The organism is Lysobacter sp. A421 (assembly GCF_054052145.1).
In genome coordinates, this window is sequence record NZ_JBSVRL010000001.1 from 91,585 (window position 1) to 109,734 (window position 18,150).

Below are 18,150 nucleotides of genomic sequence, written 5' to 3' on the forward strand. Positions count from 1 at the left end.
CAACCATGACAGACACCGCACCGAGGCCGCTGGTCGGCATCGTGATGGGTTCGCGCTCCGACTGGGAGACGATGCAGCACGCCGTCGCACGACTGGAAGCGCTGGGTGTTGCCCACGAGGTGCGGGTGGTTTCCGCGCACCGCACGCCCGATGCGCTGTTCGACTATGCCGCCAGTGCGGCCGGTCGCGGCCTGCGCGCCATCATCGCCGGTGCCGGCGGCGCGGCGCACCTGCCGGGCATGCTGGCGTCCAAGACCACGGTGCCGGTGCTGGGCGTGCCGGTGCAGAGCAAGGCGCTCAACGGGATGGACTCGCTGCTGTCGATCGTGCAGATGCCGGCCGGTGTTCCGGTGGCCACGTTCGCCATTGGTGATGCGGGTGCGGCCAATGCGGCGCTGTTCGCGGCGGCCATGCTGGCGGTCGAGTATCCGGCGGTCGGCGAGGCATTGGCCCAGTTCCGGGAACGGCAAACCAACGACGTCGCCCGCAACGACGACCCGCGTCGATGAGCACGGTCGGCATTCTCGGTGGTGGCCAGCTGGCCCGGATGATGGCCTTGGCGGGTGCTCCGCTGGGGTTGCGTTTCCTGGTCATGGACACCGCTGCCGATGCCTGCGCCGGCCAGTTCGCGCCGATGGTGGTGGGCGACTACGTGGACCAGGAGGCATTGGGCGAGTTTGCCTCCCGTATCGACGTGGCTACGTTTGATTTCGAGAACGTGCCGGCCGAGTCGGCCAAATGGCTGGTCGATCGGGTCCCGGTATTCCCCAACCCGCGCGCGCTGGGTACCGCCCAGGACCGGCTGGCCGAGAAGACCCTGTTCCGCGAGCTCGGCATCCCGGTGCCCGACTTCGCCGTGGTCGATACCCGCGAACAGCTCGACCAGGCGATCGCCAGCGTCGGGCTGCCGTGCATCCTGAAAACCCGGCGTCTGGGCTATGACGGCAAGGGGCAGTTCCGGATCCGCACCGCAGGCGACGCCGACGACGCCTGGGTGGCACTGGGCGCGCAGGCGGCGAAGGTCGGCTTGATCCTGGAAGGTTTCGTCCACTTCCAGCGTGAGTTGAGCGTGGTCGCCGTGCGCGGCCGTGACGGCGAGTTCCGAGCCTGGCCGCTGACCGAGAACTGGCACGTCGACGGCGTGTTGTCGGCCAGCCTGGCACCGGCGAGCGTCGACGAAGCGCTGGCCGAGCGTGCGTTTGCCTATGCGCGCAAGCTGGCCGATGCGCTGGATTATGTCGGCGTGCTGGCGCTGGAACTGTTCTGCCGCGACGGTGAACTGCTCGCCAACGAACTTGCGCCGCGCGTCCACAACTCCGGGCACTGGACCACCGAGGGCGCGGAGACCAGCCAGTTCGAGAACCATTTGCGTGCCGTGCTCGGTCGGCCGTTGGGCTCTACGCGCATGCTCGGCCACGCTTGCATGCTCAACTGGATCGGCGCGATGCCCGAGGCCAACCCGATACTGGCCGAGCCGTCAGGTCATTGGCACGACTACGGCAAGGCTGCACGGGACGGGCGCAAGGTCGGCCATGCCACCTTGCGCGCGGATTCCACCGGCGAGCTGGTCACCGCATTGGAGAGGGTCGGCGCAGCGCTTGGGCGCGAGGCGCAAGTCTCGCCGGTAATCGCCAGATTGCAGGGCGACCAGAAAAAATAAAAACGGCCGGGTCGCCCCGGCCGTTCGTGTTGCGCATCAACCGTCCGGTTACTTCATGTTCGAAGCAACGAAGTCCCAGTTGACCAGGTTCCAGAACGACTCCACGTACTTCGGCCGCGCGTTGCGGTAGTCGATGTAGTAGGCGTGCTCCCACACGTCGCAGGTCAGCAACGCGGTGTCGCTGCCGGTCAGCGGGGTGTTGGCGTTGGCGGTGCTGACCAGTGCCAGCGAACCATCGGCGCGCTGTACCAGCCAGCCCCAGCCGGAGCCGAAGGTTTTGATCGCGGTGTCGCTGAACTGCTGCTTGAACTTGGCGAAATCACCAAAGGCCTTGTTGATGGCGTCCAGCACCTTGCCGGTCGGCTCGCCGCCGCCGTTGGGTGACAGGCAGTTCCAGTAGAAGGTGTGGTTCCAGACCTGCGCGGCGTTGTTGAACATGCCGCCCTGCGACTTGCGGATGATGTCCTCCAGCGGCATGTCGGCGAACTCGGTACCCTCGATCATCTTGTTGAGGTTGTCGACGTACGCCTTGTGATGCTTGCCGTAGTGGTAGTCCAGCGTCTCCGCCGAGATATGCGGCTCAAGCGCGTTCTTGTCGTAGGGCAGGGGAGGCAGTTCGATGGCCATTGGCGGGCTCCTGATGAAAGTGACTCTGGGGGACAGCAAAAGATTACAATCCCCATTCTATCCCCACCCCATGTTGCGTGGTCGTCAACGGTCACGGCAAGCCAAACCCAGGAGCGCGCCAATGTCGGTGATCGAGCGGATCCAGGCCCAGGTCGAGAGCCACCCGGTCGTGTTGTTCATGAAGGGGACGGTGGAGTTCCCGATGTGCGGCTTCTCCAGTCGCGCGGTGCAGGTGTTGCAGGCGTCCGGCGCCACCGGTCTGCATACCTTCAACGTGCTGGAGGACCCGGAGGTCCGCGCCAACCTGCCGCGTTACTCCAACTGGCCGACCTTCCCGCAGTTGTTCATCCACGGTGAGCTGATCGGCGGCTGCGACATCACCGTCGAACTGTATGAGTCGGGTGAGCTGGCGCGGATGATCAGCGAGACCCAGGCCGAGGATCAAGCGGAGAACCAGGCGTAGTGAGCTCGGTAAGCACTGCTCATTCGCACACCGTTGCTTCCGCTACGCCGGACTTGCATGACCGTGTGATTCTGGTGACCGGCGCCCATGGTGGTTTGGGCAGTGTGGCCGCCAAGGCTTGCGCGCGCGCGGGCGCGACTGTTGTGTTGCTGGGTCGCAAGCTGCCCGGGTTGAACCGGGTCCATGACGCGATCGTGGCCGACGGCGCTGCAGCCTTGCTGTACCCGTTGGACCTTGGAGGCGCATCGCCGGATGATTACGCCGAGATGGCGACGGGCATCGATGCCGAGCTCGGACGCCTCGACGGCGTGCTGCATTGTGCCGCCGATTTTTCCGGATTGACCCCGTTGCTGCATACCGATCCCGCCGCGTTCGCGCGCGCGATCCACGTCAACCTGACCGCCCCGTGGTGGCTCAGCCAGGCTTGCCTGCCGTTGCTTGCAAAAGCCGAAGATGCGGCGCTGGTGTTCGCCATCGACGACCTGGCCCGGGTAGGCAAGGCGTTCTGGGGTGGTTACGGGCTCGCCCAGCATGGCCTTGCCAGCCTGGTCGGCATGCTGCATGCGGAACTGGCCAACTCGCCGGTACGCGTCAGCGGGCTGCAACCCGGGCCGATGCGTACGCCGCTACGGGCCAAGGCCTATGTCGAGGAAACCATGCACCTGGCCGATGACCCCCAAGCCTATGCGCAATCCTGCGTGACCCTGTTGTCGAGCGCCGGCGCGATCCATCGCGGCCAGGTCTGGGCACCCAAGCCGTGAGCGTCGTCGCATGACCATAGCCTCCGCCGCGCTGCTGCTGTTCCTGATCCTGGATCCGTTGGGCAACATCCCGATCTTCCTGAGCCTGTTGCGCACGCTGCCACCGGAGCGTCAGCGCTTCGTGCTGGCGCGCGAGCTGTTGATCGCCCTGGTCGTGCTGATGCTGTTCCTGTGGGGCGGCAAGTACGCGCTGGAAGTGATGCACCTGCGCCAGGACTCGGTCGCGATCGCCGGCGGTATCGTCTTGTTCCTGATCGGCATCCGGATGATCTTCCCGCCGCCGGAGGGGCTGATGGGCGCGTTGCCTGACGGTGAGCCTTTCATCGTGCCGCTGGCCATCCCACTGATTGCCGGCCCGTCCGGCATGGCCGCGGTACTGCTGATGGGCAGCAACGAGCCTGACCGCCTGGGTGAGTGGAGCCTGGCGCTGCTGATCGCCTGGGGCGTGACCGCGGCGATCCTGTTCTCGGCGACCTATCTGTACAAGTGGCTTGGCTCGCGCGTGCTCAGCGCAGTCGAGCGCTTGATGGGCATGTTGCTGGTCGCGATCTCGGTACAGATGTTCCTTGACGGACTGGTCGGATACCTGGGCGTCGCGTCCTGAGCAGCGCGTTGCCGGGGGGCGGCAGGGCAAACACATGATCCAGCGGCTGGGGGGAGACCGTCACAATTCTGTAAAACATCCGCATTAGTATGTCGCCATGTTAATCTAGCGTTAACTGGCAGCCACCAGTTTGTTGCGTCAACACCCAAGAAAACCCCGCCGTCGCCCCACCGATGGTCAAGTCAAGTTACCCAACGCCTTGAGGCCCTCCGTCATGAATCACCCCAGCCGCGCCCGGTTGTCCAAGCTCACCCTGGGACTGCTCGTTGTCCTTGCTTCTGCTCCTGCATTCGCACAGAGCACCTCCGCCGGCCTCGGTGGACAGGTGTCTGGTACTGACGGCCAGCCGGTCGTCGGCGCCGAGGTCACCATCGTGCATGATGAATCGGGCACGGTCAGTCGTGTCACTACTGACGCCAGCGGCCGCTATACCGCGCGGGGCCTGCGCGTGGGTGGGCCGTACACGATCACCATCAACAAGGCGGGTGCGGGGTCCTCTTCGGAGGACGACGTGTACCTGGCCCTGAACCAGGTGAGCACCGTTGATGTGAAACTCGACAACGATGTCACCACCCTGACGACGGTTCAGGCAGTTGCCATGGGAGGCGGCTCGGAGATATTCAGCGCCACCAAGATGGGCACCGGCACCAACGTCACCCAGGAGCAGATCGACGCGTTGCCGTCGGCCAGCCGCAACATCCAGGATTACATCCGCCTGGACCCGCGCATCGCGCAGACCGATAAGGGTGACGGCGCGATCTCGGCTGGCGGCCAGAACTCGCGATTCAACGTGATCCGGATCGATGGCGTCAACAGCAGCGACCCGTTCGGCCTGGAAGCCAACAACATGCCGACCATGCGGCAGCCGGTCTCGATGGATGCGATCGAAGAGATCAACATCGACCTGGCCAACTACGACACCACCATCGCCGGCGGCACCGGCGCGATCGTCAATGCGGTCACCAAGTCCGGCACCAACGAGTTCCACGGTTCGGCCTACTTCGCCATGCGTGACGGCGACTGGGTCCGCGAGGACCTGGCGGGCGAGGAGTTCCAGGGCTTCGACAAGGAAGAGACCTACGGCTTCACCCTGGGTGGTCCGCTGATCAAGGACAAGCTGTTCTTCTTCGCCAACTACGAGCAGTTCACCCGTACCGCCCCGGGCGTCAGCCTGGTGGGTACCCCGTACGGCCGTGGCGAGATCACCGATGCCGACATCGCCCGCGTGCAGGCCGCAGCCCAGGGCTACGGCTTTGACGCCGGTGGCATGACCCCGCCGGCCAGCGCCGAGACCGATATCGAGGAATACGCGCTCAAGCTGGACTGGAACATCAACGACGATCACCGCGCCGCGCTGCGCTACAGCAAGCTGGTGCAGTCGGTGCCGCAGATTCCGGGTTTCGGCAACGACGGCGTCTCGCTGCGCAGCCATTGGTACGACCAGGACAAGACCTTCGAAAGCGTGGTCGGTGAGCTCTTCAGCAACTGGAGCGACACCTTCACCACCGAGTTCAAGGTCTCGCGTCGCGACTACTCGTCGATCGCGTCCACCTACGCCAACCTGCCGGGCATCATCATCAAGGACGGTGAAAACGAGATCAACCTCGGCACCGAGCGCAACCGCCACGCCAACGTGGTCGACACCGAGCAGACCACCCTGTTCGGCGCGGGCACCTGGTATGCCGGTGACCACGCCATCAAGTTCGGTTTCGACTATGAGGACAACGACGTCCTCAACTATTACGGCCGCGACATCAACGGCGTCTATACCTTCGACAGCATCGAGGACTTCGAGAGCAACAATCCCTCGCGCTACCAGGTTCGCGCCCCGCGTCCGGGTGGCAGCTACGCGGACATCCCGGCGGCGTACAACTTCAAGAATACCGGTGTGTTCATCCAGGACGACTGGGCGGTCAATTACAACCTGAGCCTGATGTTCGGCGTGCGCGTGGACATGCCGGAGTTCGACAACAGCCCGATCTACAACTCGCGCATCCAGGAGATCTACGGCTACGACAACTCCGTCACCCTCGACAAGAAGCTGGTGCAGCCGCGCTTCGGCTTCAACTACACCTTCGACACCGATCGTCCGACCCAGCTGCGCGGCGGCGTGGGCCTGTTCCAGGGCGGCAACCCCAACGTCTGGCTGGCCGGCCCGTTCCAGAACACCGGCCTGAACTTCGATTCCTATGACTTCCGCGGCCCCGACACCCCGGGGTTTGACGCGAGCCTGCCGCCGACGGTCGTGGGCGGCAACGCTGGCGCCCCGCTGATCACCGCCGACATCATGGCGCCGGGCCTGGCCCTGCCGTCGATCTGGAAGGCCAACCTGGCGATCGACCACGAACTGCCGTGGTACGGACTGGTCGGCTCGGCCGAGTTGCTGGTGACCAAAAACAAGGACGCGCTGTGGTTTGACCGGATCGACGTGGGCGGTGCCACCTATCAGGGCCAGGACGGCCGCATGATCTACTGGAACGCGGCGGGCCTGGACCCGGCCAATGCCGGCAACTTCGGCATCGATGCGGGACTCAATGGTGCAGAAAACCGCGCCAACAAGAACCCGGGTGTCGATCAGGCCATCGTGATCCGCAACACCAACAAGGGCTCGGCGCGTCAGCTGACGCTCTCGCTGTCCAAGCCGATGGTCGAGAACTGGGGCTGGAGCGTGGGTTATACCCACACCGATGCCACCGAGTTCAGCCCGGCCACCAGCTCGCAGAACTCCTCGAACTGGAACAACTCGCTGGTGTTCAACACCAACGAGCCGGTCGGCTACAACTCGCGCTACGCGATCCGCGACCGCTTCACCGGTGCGGTCACCTGGCAGAAGGACCTGTTCGGCGACAACACCACCAGCATCGGCATGTTCTATGAGGGCCGCTCGGGTCGTCCGTACAGCTACATCTTCTACAACGACGTCAACGGCGACAGTGCCGAGACCAACGACCTGTTCTACGTGCCGTCGGGCCCGGGTGACGTGATGTGGACCGGTGGCGCCGAGATGGAGAAGGACTTCTTCGACTGGATGGCGACCAGCGCGCCCGAGCTGCAGCGCTACCGTGGCCAGGTGGCTCCGGCCAACGAGTTCCGGGCCAGCTGGGTCAATACCTTCGACGTGCGCATCAGCCAGGAGATTCCGGCGTTCTTCAAGGGCCACAAGGCCGAGATCGCGCTGGACATCATGAACTTCGGCAACCTGCTCAACAAGGACTGGGGCGTGGTCGAGGACTACGGCTTCTATGCGACCCGCCGCGTGGCCAATTACGCCGGTATCGATCCGGCTACCGGCAAGTACATCTACAACTTCAGCGGCTTCACCGACAACGAGAACATCCAGGACGGCGCAGGCCGCTCCAACCCGGGTATCTCGCGCTGGTCGGCGATGCTGAGCTTCAAGTACAAGTTCTGATCACACTCGGAATGCAGTAATCCAACGGCCGGGGCAACCCGGCCGTTTTTGTGTGCGCTAAAGTCTTCACCAGAAAAACCATAACCAAGGGAATCCAATGACCGCCCCCACCAACGCGACCTTGCCGACTGTCAACGCCCGCATCCATCCACGCGGTGGCCTGGACCTGCTGTCGCGTGCGGAAGTCGCCCGCCTTGCCGATGCCTCTGCCGGCGGCATGCACGACCTGTTGCGCCGTTGTGCGCTGGCCGTGCTCACCAGCGGCAGTGCCTCCGACGACCCGCGCGCCGCCCAGGAGCTGTACCCGGACTTCGATATCCAGGTCCACCAGCAGGACCGCGGCGTGCGCATCGACCTGCAACACGCCCCGGCGATGGCCTTCGTCGACGGCCAGATCATCCGCGGCGTCGCTGAACTGCTGGCCGCCGTGGTGCGCGACCTGGCGTATCACGCGATCGACCTGGGCGTGGATGCCGGCCGTGACCTGGACAGCAGCAACGGCATCACCGATGCGGTATTCGGCCTGCTGCGCAACGCGCACGTGCTGCTGCCCGCCGACCCCAATCTGGTGGTGTGCTGGGGCGGCCACTCGATCAGTCGCGAGGAGTACCTCTACACCAAGGAGGTCGGCTACCACCTGGGCCTGCGCGGCCTGGACATCTGCACCGGCTGCGGCCCCGGCGCGATGAAGGGGCCGATGAAAGGCGCCACCATCGCCCACGCCAAGCAACGCAAGCGCCGGATGCGCTACATCGGCGTGACCGAGCCGGGCATCATCGCCGCCGAGTCGCCCAACCCGATCGTCAACCACCTGGTGATCATGCCGGACATCGAGAAGCGGCTGGAGGCCTTCATCCGCATCGGCCACGGCATCATCGTGTTCCCCGGTGGCGTCGGCACCGCCGAGGAGATCCTGTACCTGTTGGGCATCCTGCTGCGCGAGGAGAACGCCGACGTGCCGTTCCCGCTGGTGTTCAGCGGTCCGACCGCCTCGGCGCCGTACTTCGAGCAGATCGACAAGTTCATCCGCCTGACCCTGGGCGAAGCCGCGACCAAGCGCTACGAGATCATCACCGGCAACCCGGTCGCGACCGCCCGGCGCATGGCCAACGGCGTGCACAAGGTCCGCGAACACCGCCTGGAGCAGCGCGACTCGTTCTTCTTCAACTGGTCGATCAACGTGCCGCTGGAGTTCCAGCGCCCGTTCGTCCCGACCCATGAAGCAATGGCCGCACTGGACCTGCACCACGGCCGCAAGCCGCATGAACTGGCCGCCGACCTGCGCCGCGCGTTCTCCGGCATCGTCGCCGGCAACGTCAAGGAGGACGGCATGCGCCGGATCGAAGAGCACGGCCCGTTCGAGATCCATGGTGACCCCGAGATAATGGCGTCTCTGGACGGCCTGCTCCGCGCCTTCGTCGAGCAGCGCCGGATGAAGATCGCCGGGGATTACAAACCGTGTTACCGGGTCGTGGCCTGAGGCGCCCGCCGCCCAGGCAGGCCTGGGCAATGCGGCTTTTGACCGTCATCCCCTATTTTCTGACCGTCATCCCCCTTTTCTGATCGTCATCTCCCTTTCGACCGTCATCTCCCTTTCGACCGTCATCTCCCTTTCGACCGTCATCCCTCTTTTGACCGTCATCCCCGCGAAGGCGGGGATCCATGGACTTTGATATTCAAGCGCCGAAAAACCTCGACGCTCACCCCTCCACCGGCAACCGTACCGTGGCGATAAACCGTCCCGCCTCAACCTGCGTCTGCACGCTGCCGCGGCCGCCGGTTAGTGCCTCGATCCGCACCTGCGAGGCATTCAACCCGACCTGGTGACCGGCAAACGACAGCCCGCCCGCCGGTGGCAGCGGGTTGCTGATCCGCACCACCACCGTGTCGGGCATGGTGCTCACGTTGACGTCGATGTCCCCGCTGGCCATCCGCTCCACCCCGTGCCGGATCGCGTTCTCCACCAACGGCTGGATCGACAGCGCCGGCACCGTCACCGCCGGCAACTCGCGCGGCAAATGCCAGCCAATCGTCAGGCGATCACCAAAGCGCAGCGCCTCGATTTCCAGATACCGCCGCGCCAGCGACAGCTCGTCTTCCAGTGAAATCTGCCGTGGCCCCGCCAACGCCGCGCGGAACAGGTCGGCCAGGTCCAGCAGCAACCGCTCCGCCTCCTCCGGCCGCTCGTGCACCAGCGCCGCGCCGGTGTTGAGTGTGTTGAACAGGAAGTGCGGCCGGATGCGCGCCTGTAGGGCCTGCAGTTCCGATTGCTTGGCACGTACCGCGTGCAACCGGCCGCGCCAATGGTTCTGGAAGGCGGCGAGGCCCAAGAGGCCGACCACCAACGCGATGCCAAGGGCACGGAATGTTGCAAGCTGGAAGCCTTCGGCAAGCATCGAGCTATCCGGGAAAAGCAGCCAAATCACGCGATTTGCGAGCAGTGTCGATAGAAGTAACAGCATCAACGCAATGTACGAAATATACACAGGCCGCAGTGTTCGCACGAGACCGCGAAGAAGGTACAGTGCGGCAAGAGTATTCAGGAGTATCCATTGGACCGCGACAGACAGCGTGCCAAAATAATAGATACGGTCGATGCTCCCTGGGCCGGGAGCGAGGCAGAGCAACAAAGTCACTCCCTCACCACAGAGCATCATCCACATGATCGCGGGGGCACGCCAGAGCGCGTCGAGCGGGATGGGCCGAGCGGATGGGGGGGGCATGGTTCGGGCTGAGTAAAAGAGACGGAATAGCTGAGCATGGTATGCGCTCTTTGGATTCGCTGTCCTGGATCAACTCTTCGTTGATGGTGGGAGACATGCCGAAACGAGCGTTCGTCGGGGCTAGGCGACCGCCTGTCTCAACTTCCTTGCACTGATGTTCAAAGCTCAGCACGATGAGATGACACGACTTCTGGGGGAGCGGGGACGTTGAACAGAAATAGGGGCTTCACCCTCATTGAATTGATGGTGACGATCGTGGTACTCGCCATCTTGTTGACGATCGGCCTGCCGAGCTTCCAAGGCACGCTGCGATCCAACCGGGTGGCAACCACCACCAATGAGATGGTCGCTTCTCTGGCATTGGCTCGAAGCGAGGCGATCAAGGGGAGCCAGGGTGCAGGCATGTGCGCCAGCAAGGATGGCGGCGCGTGCGACGGCACTTGGAACGACGGTTGGATAGTCTGGGGTGACAGCAACGGCAGTGGCGCGTTTGAAGACGGCGAGCCAGTCTTTCGCTTCACCCAGGGAAGAACGGAGCTACAGGCGAGCGGGCCAACGGGTGACGGCATTGTTTTCGACGCACGTGGGCGGCGGCGAGCTTCCGATAGCCAGGTCTTGGCACTTCGTCCTGTGGACTGCGGCAATCAGCCGTTGCAGAGAACCTTGACGGTCAATATCACTGGTCAAGTTAGAACCGCGCGAGGGGATTGCTCATGAGTCGTCGGCTATCAAATGCCCCTAAAGCGGGCGGGTTCACGCTGATTGAAGTTTTGATCACTATTCTGGTGATGGCATTTGGGCTCCTGGGCTTCGCGCTCCTGCAAACCATGAGCGTGCGATTCGCACAAAGTGCGAACTACCGGACCCAGATGACCAACCTGACCTACGAGCTGATTGACCAGATGCGGGCCAATCGCATCGTGATGACCACGTATCTCGGCAACTACACGGCAAGTACCGACAGCGACGATTGCGTGCCGTCCACCGGCGAAAACGTCACCAGTAGCGATTTCCGCGATGCGTGGGAATGCCGCCTTGGCAAAGCGCTTGGCGATGGGGCGACTGCGAGCGCCTTGCGTGTTGGGGATGAAGTTACAGTTTCGATTACCTGGGGTGACAACCGCTGGGACCCGGACGCCACTGATCAAACTTTCTCCGCGAGCACGCAGTTATGAGGGCCGCAAATGCAGTAACTATGCGTGGTCTTTCGTTGATCGAGTTGATGATCGCGATGCTAATAGCCAGCATCCTGATGCTCGGTCTCGTGCAAATATTCAGCGGGTCACGTGCGGCGTATCAGCTGTCCGAGGGCTTGGCGCGCACACAGGAGAACAGCCGTTTTGCGATGGATTTTCTGCAGCGCGATATCCGTATGGCGGGACATTTTGGTTGCGTCAACGATCAGGCTCATGCTCGCAACACGCCGCCCGGAATGAATACTACTTTCGCTGCGGTGCCGCACCCGGCGCTAAACTACGATATATCTATACGAGGGTTTGAGGCCAATAGTACTGGTCCGAACGACACCTTGTCAGTGAGTGCAGACCCTGAGGCGGGTGGTGACGCCTACACGCCAGCTCTCCCAGCTGGGATCGCGGCTGCTATTCCTCGTAGGATTGCAGGTAGCGATATCATCGCGCTCCGCTTTCTTGCGCCGGAGGGGGTGCCAATAACCTCGATTTCCGGGACTGCTGGTCAACCCGTCTTTAATTTCGACCCGTCGCGTTGGGACGTGCTCCGCAGTGGTGTCGGGGATCCGGGCTTATTCGGGGTCGCGGACTGTTTGAACGCGACGGTGTTCCAGGCAAAAGCCGTAGCCGCCGGTAGCGTGACGATGGGAGCGGCGCCTAACAATGCCGCCACAACGATGACCAAGGCCTATACGCCGGGGCAGTCGATGCTGTATCGCGCGGAAAGCGTGGTGTATTACATCGGGCGCAACGATTTTGGCCGGCCGTCGCTCTATCGATTGCAATACACGGCGGCGCCAGATGGTGTGCTGGTCACCGACAATCAGGAGCTGGTTGAGGGCATCGAGAACCTGCAGTTGCTCTATGGACAAGATCGAGTGATCGACCCTGCCAGATCCCCAACTGGGCACATTGATCGTCAGCTCGTGGCTAGCGGAGTGGAGAGCTCACAGCCGGCGGCCGCGGATGGTTGGCGTCGTGTTGGTTCAGTCCAGATTGGCTTGCTTGCAGCAAGCCCCGATCCTTCTAGCGCATCCCAGGCGGAGACCGCTCTGGCTGCTCTTGGGGTGACGTATACCGCGCCTAGCGACGGTCGCTTCCGAGCCGTTTACCAGAGCACGATCGCCGTGAGAAACAGGCTGTATGGAAACTGAGGCTGAATGGTCATGAATCGAGCAATTCGTTCGACTACGGGGGCCGCGAGGCAACGGGGCGCGGTTCTCTATATCGCCCTCATCATGCTGGTGTTGCTGGCCATGTTGGGCATTGTAGGTATGCAGGTCACTGGGTTGCAGGAACGCATGGCTGCGAACTATATGAGGGTTAATCAAGCATTTCAGGCGGCAGAAGCATCGGCTCGCGACACTGAAAGCATGATTGGCACGTCGGTTTCGGCAACCGGCACGTTCTCGTCCGACCAGGAAGCCTGTGCCCCCGTGTTTGATCCGTTGACCTGGGCGGAAACTGTCATCGGCGAAGACAGTTCTCATACTCGACGGATCGATAAATGCTTCCCTTCGTCAAGCCGGCGCATCGGTGCCAAGCTGAATGAAGAAACCGGAAATATATACGAGATCAGTGTTGTGGCCGGCGACGACGGAAGCGACTCATCTTCTAGTGCCGTAATCAGTACTACTTTCATTCCCTGACTGGAGCGGCGCACATGTCCGTGTCTACATTTATTCGCTTTGCACTGGTCGGCGGTATAATCGCCGCAGCCGTTAGTCAGGTCGTCGACCTCCGAGCCGCTGATACCGATTATGCCATCGCGCAAAAGCCTTTATATATGGGCGTGACCGAATCGCCGTTGATGATGATGGTGATGTCGCGGGATGAGCGTCTTTTTACCAAGGCTTATAGCGATTACTCCGACCTTGATGAAGATGGAATTCTGGATACCACTTACCAGGATGGTTTTGATTATTCGGGGTATTTTGACTCCGGCCTTTGCTATAGTCATACAGGCGGTCGGTTCAAGGCATCGGGAGCGGCTGCAGGAACGCATGGTCATTCTTGCTCCACCGGGTGGAGCGGCAATTTTGTCAATTGGATGACCATGAGTCGTTTGGATGTTTTGCGTTACGTGCTGTATGGCGGAATGCGTTCAACAGACGACTTGGATAAAACGATTATTGAGCGCGCGCATATTCCAGATGATCTTCACGCCTGGGTGAAAGTATACTCGGGTGGAGATATTGGGTCGTTTACCCCGCTAAGCGGGCCCCATTCATTTTGTAGTGCCTCTTTTGGGGAGAATGGTGCGCCGACAGTACGCTACAAAGAGGGGAATTGGTCAGAATGGGCAGCCACCGCAACCAACCAGTGTGGGCTGAATAACGGTAGTGACACGCCGAAGACGGCCAATTCACTCACTGTTCGTGTCGAGGTTTGTGATCCTTCAGTCGATGCGAGTTTGCGGGAAGATTTTTGTACCGCTTATAATCACGATGGTGAGACGAGCTATAAGCCTACTGGGCTCATTCAACAGTATGGTGAAAGTGGGCGTCTTCGCTTCGGGTTGATCAGTGGTAGTTACGACGCTCCTCGTAGCGGTGGTGTCTTGCGACGAAACATTGGCAGAATTGCGGGGAATGGTGCCGGAGCCTGCGCTGCGGGCGATGAGGTCAACCTTTCGACAGGGCAATTTTGTAACCAGGGCGGTGGAGATGAGGGCATCATCAACACTGTAAATCGCTTTAAGTTGACGGGTTGGACAGGTAGCAAATGGTCCGACTGCGGCGATTGGGGAATATTGAATAGGCAGGGGCAGGGCGGCAACGGCAGTCTTGACAATCCGGGAACTGGCTCGCACCACTGTGGTGCCTGGGGAAATCCTGTTGCGGAAATGTATGCGGAAGCGGTCAGGTACATAGCTGGGCAGAGCAGCGGCACTTCGGCTTTTTTCGGGGGAGGCGATCTGGCCGGATTGCCCACCTCAGTGGTCTGGAACGACCCCTACCGCGCGCCGGATGATGGTGGTAATTCCTATTGCGCCGATTGCAGTATTCTCGTGCTTTCTTCGGGATTGAGCTCCTTCGATAGCGACGAGATGCCTTCTGTACCTCGGATTGGCTCCGTGAGCGCTGCAACCGACGCGGTGGGCGCCGCAGAAGGCATAGTCGGTGGACAATACTTGGTGGGTCGCGCTTCATCGACGCCACTTGGTGCATCGCTGGATACCCATGCGGACGTTTGTTCGGCGAAAGCCATCGGTGGGCTGAGTAGTGTGAGAGGTATATGCCCCGACATTCCCTCGCTTGAGGGCAGCTATCTGGTTTCAGGGCTGGCATTCAGGGCAAGTACCGTGGATCTCAGGCCAGGCCTGCAGAGTAAGCCGGCTGCGCACAGGAACACCGTCACAACTTACGGTGTGGCGCTGGCTGATAACCTGCCAAAATTCGATATTCCGCTCGGAAGCGGAAAGGTATCGCTGGCACCGCTCTGCCAGGCTCACGGTAACGGTAACGCAACCCTGAAAACCACTGGGTGGCGTACCTGTGCACTGGGATCGGTCGGTGTTGGTAGCAAAGTATCGCAGGTCGCTCCTTACCATGTTTATGGGCGCCCCGTAATATACGATGCCCAGAAGCGCGCAGTCGCAGGCAGTTTTTCCCTAGTATGGGAGGACTCTTTGTGGGGTAACGATAATGACAACGATGTAGTGTCAATGATGACCTATTGTGTCGGTGCTGCATGCAGTGCCGACACAAATCCACGGAATAACGCGTCCTGGACGGGGCTGGATATCTGTTGGCGCTCCGACTCTACGGTTTGCGGTGCCGGGTCTCCTTCAGTCGCAGACGACGAGGTTCTTGTGCGGATCGAGAACATGTCCGCATACGCGGGTAACGCCATGCTGACGGGCGTATCGATATCGGGGTCCAACCAAGACGGCGTACACAAGTTGGCTTTGCGCCCCGGAAACCAGAATGGTTCAATCTTGACGACCACAGCAGACCCGGCGGCTTCGTGGGATAAGCCGAAGGTCATGAAGCTCAAGGTGGGTTCTGATGGGGCAGGGTTGCTGGAAAACCCGCTCTGGTATGCGGCGAAGTATGGCGGATTCGATGACGCCAACAATAACGGTATTCCTGATTCGGGAGAGTGGGACTCGCGGGAATCGGGAACCCCCGATAACTATTTCTTCGCGCGTAATCCGTCTGAGCTTAAAGCAGAGTTGGGCCGTATTTTTGAAGACGCCACCGCTGGTGGTGGCCCCACTGCAGGCGGTGGGGCGGGTGCGCGTGTGGGCGATGCTTCGTTCACGCTGGAAGCAGGGTTCGACGTTGCGGACGCATCGAATGATTGGACCGGGTTCCTCAGGGCAATCGGAGTCAATGACGACGGAAGTGCAGGTGCACAGTTGTGGGATGCTGCCGGCAGCATGCCGGCGCCAGGCAGCCGCCAGATATGGATGTCAACCCAGCCGACGTTGGTTGCGGACGATGGCGCGATAGATAGCGCAGCGGCAGTAGCCTCGTTTACTGCCGTAAACCTGGGTGGCGATGAGACTGAGCGGCTTAGTGCATTGGGAGTGCCTACGTCAAAGCCCTCTTGGCTTGGCAGCACTACCGCTGAGGGTCTGGTGAGCTACCTGCGCGGTGAGACGGTTGCCGGGCTACGGACACGAACTTCCAGGCTTGGAGACATTGTTAATTCCACAACGGAGATTGTCACGCCTAGGAACGACTACGGTTACGGATATTGGGTTGATTCGGCCCCTGGCGGTTGGAAGAACGCGCTTGGCGCCGGATACCGCGACTATCTTGCGCAAAAGAATGAGATACCGATGGTGTACGTCGGCGCCAATGACGGAATGCTCCACGGGTTCAACGCCTCGGAAGTCTCGGGCGGGGGCGAAATATTTGGATTCATTCCATCAACTTCATTGAATCGCTTGTTCGAACTGGCCAATCCTAGCTACGAACACCAGTACTACGTTGATGGGCAACTGACATCTGGTGACGTGTCGTTCAGCTCCTCCGGGGCTGGTGACTGGCATACCGTTTTGGTTGGAAGTACCGGGGGTGGGGGCGGCGGCACTGCCACGCCCAACGGTAGTGGCAGTGTGTTTGCGCTAGACGTGTCTTCGCCCGAAAGTTTTGACGCCAACGACGTTCTGTGGGAGTTAAGTGGCGCAAATGACGCCGACCTCGGCTTCGTGCTGGGTAAGCCGGAGATCGTCCCGGTAGAGGGAATCGGCGGAGCGCCGCGTTGGGTTGCGTTGTTTGGTAATGGGCCGAATTCCGACAGCGGCCAACCGGTTCTTTTTGTTGTGGACATCGAGACCGGAGAGGTGCTATCGAGGTTGGCAGCTACCGATGCCAGCTACGCAATCCGCAACGGACTCATGAATATTGCGCCTGTCGCCATCGACAACACGAATGGACTGGTGGACACGGTCTACGCAGGTGACCTACAGGGCAATCTTTGGAAGTTTGACTTGTCGTCCGCCAATCCGGATGACTGGCAGGTTGGTCTGAGCGGTGTGCCGTTATTCACCGCGGCCGATAGCGGAGTCGTGCAGCCGATAACTGGGGGGCTGGAGGTATCCACGGGCCCGGGGGGAGGCATGAGCATCTTCTTTGGCACAGGGAGCTATTTTGCCGAAGGTGATAACGAGAATATGGCGGTGCAAAGCCTGTACAGCGTCTGGGACGATCTGAGTGCTACACCCATTGGCCCCCGCGAATCCGCTTTGGTTGAACAAATGATGTTCGAGTTGCCGGACAGCAATGGCTATTCGCTCCGCGGCGTAACGCGTGAAGCCGTCAATTACGTGGACAAGCGTGGCTGGTACTTAGATTTGCGTGTGGGTTCGGACGCATCGGGAGTGAATGGAGAACGCTTCATAGGTACACCGCGGTTGCAAAGCGGAAAGGTAATCTTCACTACCTATGAACCGCGCGGCGAGATCTGCTCGGCTGGTGGCGGAGTCAACTGGGAATACGCCCTTGACCTGCTCACTGGTGGCGGTGCGATGTCTGGAGTCTCGCTCACGCCAGGCGGCGACCCGGTCTGTACCGAGAATTGCGGAGGGATATCACTGAATGATGGCGATAACCCATCCGCTCCGGTTAAAACAACGAATGTATTCGTGCCGAAGCTGGTGTCGCAGTGTGATCCTGCGGATCCTGCCTGTACCGCAACGATCGATGAATTGCTTGAAGCGGAACAATGCACCTTTGTGCTCAGGGCCGCCGGAGCAGACCCTTTGTATTTGCCGCGTCCTTGTGGCCGACAATCCTGGCGCCAGGTCCGATGAATAGGGAGCATTACATGCAGAACATTTTTGGCCGGAGGCCCGCCGGTGGATTCACTCTGATTGAGCTGATGATCGTGGTTGCCGTAATAGCCATCCTCAGCGCCATTGCTTATCCTGCCTATCAGGATCAGGTGAGAAAGTCCCGTCGAGGGCAGGTCAAGGCGGATTTGGTCGAGTACGCGCAGCTGGCCGAGCGATTCCATACGGTCAACAACACATATGTGGGGTTCGACTTGCCTTTCGCTCAATCCCCTCGGGAGCAAGGGGCGACCGCGCATTATGCGCTGGCGCTCAGCCCTGACGCGGCCGCGTCTACATTCACCATTGAGGCTGAGGCCCAAGGGAATCAGGTGGAGGATCGCTGCGGCGATCTGAGTCTGAATCAGGCCGGCGTGAAAACTAATAGCAAAGGCGCGTTAGCCGATTGTTGGTAGCCAGCTGCTGA

At 61.2% G+C, this 18,150-nt stretch carries 15 protein-coding genes; 13 read left to right on the forward strand and 2 right to left on the reverse strand.

Annotated elements, in window-relative coordinates:
• Positions 1 to 5: 5 nt before the first annotated feature.
• Both purE and ACW7G6_RS00470 read left to right on the forward strand, forming a co-directional pair.
• The gene (gene purE / locus ACW7G6_RS00465) at positions 6 to 509 is read left to right on the forward strand and encodes a 5-(carboxyamino)imidazole ribonucleotide mutase (protein WP_456961023.1); all 504 of its coding nucleotides are present in this window, start codon (positions 6 to 8) and stop codon (positions 507 to 509) included.
• Entirely contained in the window at positions 506 to 1,660 is a 1,155-nt protein-coding gene (locus tag ACW7G6_RS00470; RefSeq protein ID WP_456997329.1) for a 5-(carboxyamino)imidazole ribonucleotide synthase, read from the forward strand. The genes purE and ACW7G6_RS00470 overlap by 4 nt, the downstream gene beginning before the upstream one ends.
• A gap of 48 nt (positions 1,661 to 1,708) precedes the next feature.
• Here ACW7G6_RS00470 and sodB read toward each other — a convergent pair whose 3' ends face one another.
• Entirely contained in the window at positions 1,709 to 2,287 is a 579-nt protein-coding gene (gene sodB, locus ACW7G6_RS00475; RefSeq protein WP_456978940.1) for a superoxide dismutase [Fe], read from the reverse strand.
• Positions 2,288 to 2,408: 121 nt separating this feature from the next.
• Here sodB and grxD point away from each other — a divergent pair, with 121 nt between their 5' ends.
• From grxD to ppnN, 5 genes are all read left to right on the forward strand, one after another.
• On the forward strand, positions 2,409 to 2,750 hold the full coding sequence (gene grxD / locus ACW7G6_RS00480; protein WP_456978941.1) for a Grx4 family monothiol glutaredoxin: 342 nt from the start codon (positions 2,409 to 2,411) through the stop codon (positions 2,748 to 2,750).
• Between the two features lie 68 nt (positions 2,751 to 2,818).
• On the forward strand, positions 2,819 to 3,511 hold the full coding sequence (locus tag ACW7G6_RS00485; RefSeq protein ID WP_456997700.1) for an SDR family NAD(P)-dependent oxidoreductase: 693 nt from the start codon (positions 2,819 to 2,821) through the stop codon (positions 3,509 to 3,511).
• A gap of 10 nt (positions 3,512 to 3,521) precedes the next feature.
• Positions 3,522 to 4,115: a MarC family protein gene (locus tag ACW7G6_RS00490; RefSeq protein ID WP_456978942.1), complete on the forward strand. Its 594-nt coding sequence runs from the start codon at positions 3,522 to 3,524 to the stop codon at positions 4,113 to 4,115.
• A 214-nt stretch (positions 4,116 to 4,329) separates the two neighbouring features.
• A complete protein-coding gene (locus ACW7G6_RS00495) occupies positions 4,330 to 7,527 on the forward strand; it encodes a TonB-dependent receptor (protein ID WP_456978943.1) in 3,198 nt (1,065 codons plus the stop codon).
• 97 nt (positions 7,528 to 7,624) lie between these two features.
• Positions 7,625 to 9,007, forward strand: a complete 1,383-nt coding sequence (ppnN, locus tag ACW7G6_RS00500) for a nucleotide 5'-monophosphate nucleosidase PpnN (RefSeq protein ID WP_456978944.1) — start codon at positions 7,625 to 7,627, stop codon at positions 9,005 to 9,007.
• Between the two features lie 220 nt (positions 9,008 to 9,227).
• Here the strand turns inward: ppnN and ACW7G6_RS00505 are convergent, their stop codons facing one another.
• Positions 9,228 to 10,250 carry a sensor histidine kinase gene (locus ACW7G6_RS00505; protein WP_456997330.1) on the reverse strand — a complete coding sequence of 341 codons (1,023 nt, stop codon included), beginning with the start codon at positions 10,248 to 10,250 and terminating at the stop codon, positions 9,228 to 9,230.
• 207 nt (positions 10,251 to 10,457) lie between these two features.
• On the opposite strand from ACW7G6_RS00505, the gene ACW7G6_RS00510 reads away from it, so the two are divergent.
• The 6 genes from ACW7G6_RS00510 to ACW7G6_RS00535 are packed head-to-tail and all read left to right on the forward strand — an operon-like array spanning position 10,458 to position 18,139.
• Positions 10,458 to 10,967, forward strand: coding sequence for a GspH/FimT family pseudopilin (locus ACW7G6_RS00510; RefSeq protein ID WP_456997331.1), 510 nt, complete (start codon positions 10,458 to 10,460; stop codon positions 10,965 to 10,967).
• Positions 10,964 to 11,425 carry a type IV pilus modification protein PilV gene (pilV, locus tag ACW7G6_RS00515; protein WP_456997332.1) on the forward strand — a complete coding sequence of 154 codons (462 nt, stop codon included), beginning with the start codon at positions 10,964 to 10,966 and terminating at the stop codon, positions 11,423 to 11,425. Before ACW7G6_RS00510 ends, pilV begins: the two co-directional genes overlap by 4 nt.
• 20 nt (positions 11,426 to 11,445) lie before the next feature.
• Entirely contained in the window at positions 11,446 to 12,594 is a 1,149-nt protein-coding gene (locus ACW7G6_RS00520) for a PilW family protein (RefSeq protein ID WP_456997333.1), read from the forward strand.
• A 12-nt stretch (positions 12,595 to 12,606) separates the two neighbouring features.
• On the forward strand, positions 12,607 to 13,089 hold the full coding sequence (locus ACW7G6_RS00525) for a pilus assembly PilX family protein (RefSeq protein ID WP_456997334.1): 483 nt from the start codon (positions 12,607 to 12,609) through the stop codon (positions 13,087 to 13,089).
• Positions 13,090 to 13,103: 14 nt separating this feature from the next.
• Entirely contained in the window at positions 13,104 to 17,705 is a 4,602-nt protein-coding gene (locus tag ACW7G6_RS00530) for a pilus assembly protein (protein ID WP_456997335.1), read from the forward strand.
• 14 nt (positions 17,706 to 17,719) lie between these two features.
• On the forward strand, positions 17,720 to 18,139 hold the full coding sequence (locus tag ACW7G6_RS00535) for a type IV pilin protein (protein WP_456997336.1): 420 nt from the start codon (positions 17,720 to 17,722) through the stop codon (positions 18,137 to 18,139).
• The last annotated feature ends 11 nt before the right edge of the window (positions 18,140 to 18,150 follow it).

Coding starts and splice junctions, on each gene's coding strand:
- ACW7G6_RS00505 (WP_456997330.1), bottom strand. CDS start 10,250: ATGCCCCCCCCATCCGCTCGGCCCATCCCGCTCGACGCGCTCTGGCGT.
- ACW7G6_RS00495 (WP_456978943.1), top strand. CDS start 4,330: ATGAATCACCCCAGCCGCGCCCGGTTGTCCAAGCTCACCCTGGGACTG.
- ACW7G6_RS00520 (WP_456997333.1), top strand. CDS start 11,446: ATGCGTGGTCTTTCGTTGATCGAGTTGATGATCGCGATGCTAATAGCC.
- sodB (WP_456978940.1), bottom strand. CDS start 2,287: ATGGCCATCGAACTGCCTCCCCTGCCCTACGACAAGAACGCGCTTGAG.
- ACW7G6_RS00525 (WP_456997334.1), top strand. CDS start 12,607: ATGAATCGAGCAATTCGTTCGACTACGGGGGCCGCGAGGCAACGGGGC.
- grxD (WP_456978941.1), top strand. CDS start 2,409: ATGTCGGTGATCGAGCGGATCCAGGCCCAGGTCGAGAGCCACCCGGTC.
- ppnN (WP_456978944.1), top strand. CDS start 7,625: ATGACCGCCCCCACCAACGCGACCTTGCCGACTGTCAACGCCCGCATC.
- ACW7G6_RS00535 (WP_456997336.1), top strand. CDS start 17,720: ATGCAGAACATTTTTGGCCGGAGGCCCGCCGGTGGATTCACTCTGATT.
- ACW7G6_RS00490 (WP_456978942.1), top strand. CDS start 3,522: ATGACCATAGCCTCCGCCGCGCTGCTGCTGTTCCTGATCCTGGATCCG.
- pilV (WP_456997332.1), top strand. CDS start 10,964: ATGAGTCGTCGGCTATCAAATGCCCCTAAAGCGGGCGGGTTCACGCTG.
- ACW7G6_RS00470 (WP_456997329.1), top strand. CDS start 506: ATGAGCACGGTCGGCATTCTCGGTGGTGGCCAGCTGGCCCGGATGATG.
- purE (WP_456961023.1), top strand. CDS start 6: ATGACAGACACCGCACCGAGGCCGCTGGTCGGCATCGTGATGGGTTCG.
- ACW7G6_RS00530 (WP_456997335.1), top strand. CDS start 13,104: ATGTCCGTGTCTACATTTATTCGCTTTGCACTGGTCGGCGGTATAATC.